This is a genomic window from Rhizobium sp. FKL33, from assembly GCF_005222915.1.
Lineage (GTDB): Bacteria > Pseudomonadota > Alphaproteobacteria > Rhizobiales > Rhizobiaceae > Rhizobium_E.
Map to the genome: position 1 here is coordinate 38,372 of NZ_STFX01000054.1, position 6,756 is coordinate 45,127.

A 6,756-nucleotide genomic window follows, 5' to 3' on the forward strand; every position below is an offset into this window, starting at 1 on the left:
TCCAGCTTGCGGGAGAAGTGATCCGCCGCGAACGGAGAGTCAAGCTCGGAAATGAAGACCGCCATCATCGCCTCATTCGCGCCAGCGGCCCTCGCCGTCATGATTGCCGGCCCCGCGCCCGCTCATGCGCAGGACACCGATCCCTTCACCGTCATCGAACCCAGCCGCAGGCCCGATGAAGTCAAGCCCGGCGCGGGCACGGCCACGCGGCCGGCGGAGACGCCTCCGGTCAACGCCTTTTCGCCCTTGTCTCCGAGCGGTGACGCGCTTTTGTCGACCGGCAGGCCGGTGCATTTCGAGGCGCGGCTGACCGAAGGCGGCGCGCCGATGAAATATGGTCTCTCCTGGCGGGTGTTCCGCCCCATCGCCGGCCCCGACGGCAAGCTGCCGCTGCTCGCCAGCGCCGAGGGCGGCTCCGCCGATCTCGAACTCGAGCCGGGCGAATATTTCGTGCATGTGGCCTTCGGCCGCGCCGGTGCCACGAAGAAGCTGGTCGTGCCGGCCAAAGGCGACGTCGCCGCCCAGACCCTGGTGCTGGACGCCGGCGGCGTGGTGCTGAACGCGGTGTCGGGCTCCGACAACCGCATTCCCCTCAGCGAATTGAAATTCAACATCTATTCGACCGAAGTGCGCGAGGATGGCGAGCGCGGCCTGATCATGGGCGACGTCAAGCCGGGCGAGATCGTGCGGCTGAACGCCGGCACCTATCACATCGTCTCCAATTACGGCGACATCAACGCCACGATCCGCGCCGACATCCAGATCCGCGCCGGGCAATTGACCAAGGCGACGCTGCAGCACAAGGCGGCCAAGATCGCGCTGAAGCTGGTGTCGCAGGAGGGCGGCGAAGCCATCGCCGACACCGCCTGGTCGATCCTGTCGGGCTCGGGCGACTCGGTCAGCGAAAGCGTCGGCGCGTTTCCGGTGGTGATCCTCGCCGAAGGCAAATACACCGCCGTTGCGCGGCACAAGGACAAGATCTACCAGCGCGATTTCACCGTCACGCCCGGCAAGAACCAGGACGTGGAAGTGCTGCTGGATGACGGTTGATCCGTCACTCCGGCCTTACGCGGTCTTTTCCGTCCGACCGCCCAGCGCGAAGACGCAGTCATAGATATATTGCAGAATGGCCTTGCGGTCCGGAATGTTCGACAGTTCGTCCCAAGGCACGATCTGGCCGATATTCGAATAGATCGTTTCGCCCGAAAGCTGGCAGAATTCGCGGATCAGGAGCGACAGGCGCAGCGTCAGCGAAAAGCGGCTGACGAGATGGAACAGCCAGCCGTTCTGGCCTTCGAAATAGATCGGCAGCACGCTCGCCTTGGCCGACTGGATCAGCTTGGCCGGGAACATTTTCCACGGCAGGTCCTCTGCCTGGCCGAAACCCTTGGGCGCGGTCGCGACGCCGCCGGCCGGGAAGATGACGATGGTGACGCCTTCCTTGAGCAGCCTGAGCGCCTCGTTGCGCGTCGCCATATTGATGGCCAGCGCTTCCTTGGTCTCGTCGAAGGAGACCGGCAGCGAATAGGGCTTCATTTCCGGGATTTTCAGGAGCTGGTCGTTGATCAGCACCTTGAAGGGACGGCCCAGCTGTTCGGCGAGCGCCAGCACGGCGATGCCGTCGGCGATGCCATAGGGATGGTTGGCGATCATCACCACCGGACCATCCGGAAGATCCTTGGGCGGCCAGTTGCCCTTGACCGAGAGATCGATCTTGATGAGTTCGAGCATTTTGGAAAACACCCGGTCCGACTTGCCCACCACATCCGAGCGCCAGATCTTGTACATCTCGACATATTTGTCGCGGCCGGACAGGTTCTCGACGGTGCGGATCACCATGCGCTTGAGAAGCGGGTCGCTCTCATTGGCGTAGGACAGTTCTTTGAATTTCACGGGGGCGTTTCCAGAATCATCGTCTACAGTTCTTACACTGATAAGAACCTAGGGTGACATAATGACGACAGGCGTGGATTTTGTCCACGCCTGCCGGAACTTTTGTCTGGAGCGCGCGTTTACAGCGCCGCCCTGCGCTTGAGGTCGGGCGGGGTCGCTTCGTCCACCAGCGCGGCGATGGCTTCCTCCAGCGCCATCGGCGTCTGATTCTGCGAACCGAGACGGCGCATGTTGACCGTCTGCTCCTCGGCCTCGCGCTTGCCGCAGACCAGGATCACCGGAACCTTGGTCACCGAATGTTCGCGGACCTTGTAGTTGATCTTCTCGTTGCGCAGATCCGCCTCGACCGACAGGCCGGCGTGACGCAGACGCTCCACCACTTTCATGGCGTAATCGTCGGCTTCCGAGGTGATGGTGGCGACCACCACCTGCTGCGGCGCAAACCACAGCGGCATATGGCCGGCATAGTTTTCGATGAGAATGCCGAGGAAGCGCTCCATCGAGCCGCAGATGGCGCGATGGATCATTACCGGCTGGGTCTTTTCCGAATTGCTGTCGATATAGAAGGCGCCGAAGCGTTCGGGCAGGTTGAAGTCGACCTGGGTCGTGCCGCACTGCCATTCGCGGCCGATGGCGTCCTTCAGCGTATATTCGAATTTCGGGCCATAGAAGGCGCCCTCGCCCGGCAGGATGCCAGTCTTGATGCGGCCGCCGGACTGTTCCTCGATGGTTTTCAACACCTCCATCATCACGCTTTCGGCGCGATCCCAGAGCGCATCGTCGCCGACGCGCTTGTCCGGACGGGTGGAGAGCTTCACCACGATCTCGTCGAAGCCGAAATCCTGATAGACCGAGAGGATCAGGTCGTTGATGCGCAGGCATTCCGCCGCCATCTGCTCGTCGGTGCAGAACACATGCGCGTCGTCCTGGGTGAAGCCGCGCACGCGCATCAGCCCGTGCAACGCCCCCGAGGCTTCATAGCGATGCACGAGGCCGAATTCGGCCAGACGCACCGGCATGTCGCGATAGGACTTCAGGCCATGCTTGAAGATCTGGATATGGCCGGGGCAGTTCATCGGCTTGAGCGCGAAAACCTTCTGGTCAGCTTCCTCGTCATCGGGATGGGTGAAGGCATGGGCGGATTTCACCGCGAACATGTTCTCCTGATACCAGCCCCAGTGGCCCGAGGTTTCCCACAGCGACTTGTCGAGCACCTGCGGCGCGTTGACCTCCTGATAGGTTCCGGCCAGACGCCGGCGCATATAGGCGGTCAGGGTCTGGAACATGCGCCAGCCCTTGCCATGCCAGAACACCACGCCCGGGCCTTCTTCCTGGAAGTGATAGAGATCCATTTCGCGGCCGAGCTTGCGGTGATCGCGCTTTTCGGCTTCGGCAAGCTTGTGTAGATAAGCGTCGAGCTCGGCCTGTTCGGCCCAGGCGGTGCCGTAGATGCGGGTCAGCATGGGATTGTTGCTGTCGCCGCGCCAATAGGCGCCGGCCACCTTCATCAACTTGAAGGCCGTACCGATCTGACCCGTGGAAGCCATATGCGGACCGCGGCAGAGATCGAACCAGTCGCCCTGATGGTAGATCTTGAGATCCTGCCCCTCGGGGATGGCGTCGACCAGTTCGACCTTGAACTTTTCGCCCTTGTCGGCAAACACCTGTTTGGCCTTGTCGCGCGACCAGACCTGCTTGGTGAAGGCTTTGTTGCGGCCGATGATCTCCTTCATCTTCTTCTCGATGACCGGCAGGTCGTCGGGCGTGAAGGGCGTGTCGCGATAGAAATCGTAATAGAAGCCGTTTTCGATCACCGGGCCGATGGTGACCTGGGTGCCGGGCCAGAGTTCCTGCACGGCTTCGGCCATCACATGGGCCGCGTCATGGCGGATGAGCTCGAGAGCGGCGGGATCGGCGCGGGTGACGATCTCGATCCGGCCGTCGATGACGGGGTCGGAGAGATCGCGCAGCGCGCCGTCGATCTTGATGGCGACGGCCTTCTTGGCGAGCGATTTCGAAATGCTCTCGGCGACGTCGCGTCCGGTTGCGGAGGCGTCATAAGAGCGGATGGAGCCATCGGGGAAAGTCAGGGAAACGGACATATGCTTTTCCTTTATCCAGTCCCGCCAACGAATGCGGGTGGTGAGGCCGGAAGAATCCGGCAGTTGACGCGCGCGGTATAGAGCGATTTGGGCCGTTTTGGAAGGGTGGACGGCGGGGCTCCCGGACGTCGCGCGGGAGCGGACGCGCCAAACCGCTCCGCAGCCTTTGATCGCCCGGAGTTGTCCGTCATTGTCTCGCTTCGCCCATAAGGGCTCGGCCGGGGCGCGAAGAACGCCTCGTTAAGTAAGTTTAGTATGACGCTCGTCGCGCCCCGCATTCGGCGGTTTGTGCTTCGAACTTGACGCTCGTCGCCGCAGGTGGAGCCTGCGGGTAATCCGCCTCTAAAGCGGGCCTTACTGTAACGTCCCTTTCGAGACGCCACCCTGGGGGACGCTTTCACGCCCAGGTCCCCAGTGTTCGGGGGTCGTCGTTTCTCGAAGCCCCGGAGAAAGGGATGCACGTCGTCCCCCTTCCCCCAGCGCCGGCCCCATCTCGCCGCGACGCCTCGCGGTGTAGCCGATGATGGGACGAGGGATAGGATAAGGGGCGTGGGATGGTGGGGGATGAAATGAGTGAAAATTTTTGCGGGTTGTATGGGGGGGTGCAGGGCGTGCATCGCCCCTCATCCGGCTGCCGCCACCTTCTCCCCGCGCATGCGGGGAGAAGGGCGATGGAGCGCCGACATTGCCACATCCACCTTCTCCCCGCAGGCGCGGGGAGAAGGTGGCGGCAGCCGGATGAGGGGCTGTGCACGCCTGCAATTCAGTTACGCGCCCGTCATAGATCGTGAAAACAAAAGGCCGGAAAATACTTGACGTCCGACGCCTCCACAATGCGCATCGATGGACGATCGAGGAAACTGAGCAGGGTCTCAAGCACCGCATCGCGCTCCGTCAGAACATCGACACTCCAGAAGCGCAGAACATTCCAGCCCAGCTCGGTCATCACCCGGTCGCGCCTGACATCGTGAGCGGAATTGACATGCTGGCTTTCGTCCAACTCCACCACCAGCTTCTTTTCACGGCATGCAAAATCCGCGAAATACCGATCAATCGGTTCCTGACGCACGAATTTGTATCCGCTCAGCCTCCTGCCGCGAACCTCGCTCCAGAAGGCGCGCTCAGCATCATTGTCGACCTGGCGCAATTCTCTGGCGCGTCTCGTCCTGAATATGTCTGCCTCGCGCATGATGACGCCGCTTTTTTGGTGACAAGCAATGCTACTTTATGGCGAACACGTTGTCGACGCGCGAGTGGCCCATATCGTTGAGCGTCCTGCTCCGCCCCTCATTCGGCTGCCGCCACCTTCTCCCCGCACCTGCGGGGCGAAGGGCGATGGAGCGCCGGCATTGCCACAATCCGGCTTCTCCCCGCAGGTGCGGGGAGAAGGTCCCGGCAGGGGGATGAGGGGCCGGGGAGCACACAAAATAAAGCCCTATTTCTCCGGCATGCTTTCCGACATCAAATACAGCCCCGTCTCCGCTACCCCTCGACCACGCCGAAAGACATGCGGCGGCGATTGCGGGAACAGGAGCCGACGCTGTAGAGTTGAGCAACTATCGTTATCAGGAGATCCCCATGCGCGCCGCCTTACTCATGCTGGCCATCATCACGCTCTCGCCCGTAAGCGCCTTCAGCGAAACGCGCGTCATCCGAAACAAACCAAGCAGCAGCGACATCAACGGCGATCTCGATGGCGATCTTTCCGGCGCCAACAACCAGAGCCAACAGTATTATTACAAGCAAAATCAGGCGCAGCGACCAGGGTGCTACAAGAACCGACAGGGGAATGTGATTTGCAAGTGAGGTTATTGAAGCACATTCTGAGAAGCGTACTTAATCTCGACCGATGAGATTCGGATCCACCTTCAATATTTTGGTGCGCGGTAGAATTTAAGCATTTTCAGAATTCATGATTGGATAAACTCAGCTTAACGGAGTGGCGCGGGGTCATCAAATACTTTACGCTAAAGCCAGCCGCCCATAGTTTTAAAGGTGGCCCTGTACCTCGCACAAGCACCCTCTCTGCCGAAGCGTTGGGCGAGTTCTTTCAGGCCTTTTTCTGCCATAGCTTTTGCCCGCGCATGAACGGCGGGATCAACGCCCATCCCAAATCCGTAGAGCCAAGCCCTTCTGTCGTGGTTGAATTCGATGTCGCAGAGTTTTGCAACATGAGCAATTGCCAAAGTGTCCAACCGCTCTTCGTCCGTTAGCCGAGCAGCTTTGACGGGATGCGCTAGAAAAAAAGCTATCAATGCCGTGGTGAGATATTTGGCGTTCATGTGTGCTTAGCTGTTCGAGTTTGAATTTATATTTGCCATAGAGGGATTAGTTAATTCGAACGCCGAGACGACCACGCTTGACCGCATGAAGAATACCGTCGAGGCTGGGAATTGCAAGGCCATCCATCACCGCATCTATCAATAGGTTCTCAGTCGAGCCGATGGCGCCGCCAAGAGCCGTATATGTCGACCCACAAGACCGAATGGCTCCCTCAACAGCGAGGGCATTGGGTCCGCTGGCTTCGTCAAGATCAGCGTTGTTTTAGAGGTAGACATTTGCCCACAGAAACTGCAGGTCGCTTTCCTCGACCGGAGCAGTCATTGCCAATGTCAGCCGTCGTTGCGAGTGCCTGTCGCTCTGCTAAGGCCCGGTGAAGACGGACCAACGCTTTGCCAACCCGTGGCGATGATCTGAGTGGCTTCCCTCCACCCGACCAAAGGGGACAGGATATAGAAAGCGTTACACTTCCCCCCCCCCC

General features: G+C 60.4%; 6 protein-coding genes. 2 read left to right on the top strand and 4 right to left on the bottom strand.

The features are described 5' to 3' along the window. Positions 1 to 51 precede the first annotated feature (51 nt). The gene (locus E8Q41_RS23595; RefSeq protein WP_246660306.1) at positions 52 to 1,050 is read left to right on the top strand and encodes a hypothetical protein; all 999 of its coding nucleotides are present in this window, start codon (positions 52 to 54) and stop codon (positions 1,048 to 1,050) included. 15 nt (positions 1,051 to 1,065) lie between these two features. Here E8Q41_RS23595 and E8Q41_RS23600 read toward each other — a convergent pair whose 3' ends face one another. The 3 genes from E8Q41_RS23600 to E8Q41_RS23610 form a co-directional block, all read right to left on the bottom strand. After that, complete coding sequence (locus E8Q41_RS23600; protein ID WP_137158015.1) at positions 1,066 to 1,893, bottom strand: lysophospholipid acyltransferase family protein; 828 nt, start codon at positions 1,891 to 1,893, stop codon at positions 1,066 to 1,068. A 119-nt stretch (positions 1,894 to 2,012) separates the two neighbouring features. Next, positions 2,013 to 3,995, bottom strand: coding sequence for a threonine--tRNA ligase (thrS, locus tag E8Q41_RS23605; RefSeq protein ID WP_137158016.1), 1,983 nt, complete (start codon positions 3,993 to 3,995; stop codon positions 2,013 to 2,015). 778 nt (positions 3,996 to 4,773) lie between these two features. Further along, a complete protein-coding gene (locus tag E8Q41_RS23610; RefSeq protein WP_137158017.1) occupies positions 4,774 to 5,184 on the bottom strand; it encodes a DUF559 domain-containing protein in 411 nt (136 codons plus the stop codon). Positions 5,185 to 5,573: 389 nt separating this feature from the next. On the opposite strand from E8Q41_RS23610, the gene E8Q41_RS23615 reads away from it, so the two are divergent. After that, the gene (locus tag E8Q41_RS23615) at positions 5,574 to 5,801 is read left to right on the top strand and encodes a hypothetical protein (RefSeq protein WP_137158018.1); all 228 of its coding nucleotides are present in this window, start codon (positions 5,574 to 5,576) and stop codon (positions 5,799 to 5,801) included. A gap of 161 nt (positions 5,802 to 5,962) precedes the next feature. On the opposite strand, the gene E8Q41_RS23620 is transcribed toward E8Q41_RS23615, so the two are convergent. Continuing rightward, positions 5,963 to 6,277 (bottom strand): hypothetical protein, encoded by a 315-nt coding sequence (locus E8Q41_RS23620; RefSeq protein ID WP_137158019.1) that lies wholly within the window; start codon positions 6,275 to 6,277, stop codon positions 5,963 to 5,965. Between the last annotated feature and the right edge of the window lie 479 nt (positions 6,278 to 6,756).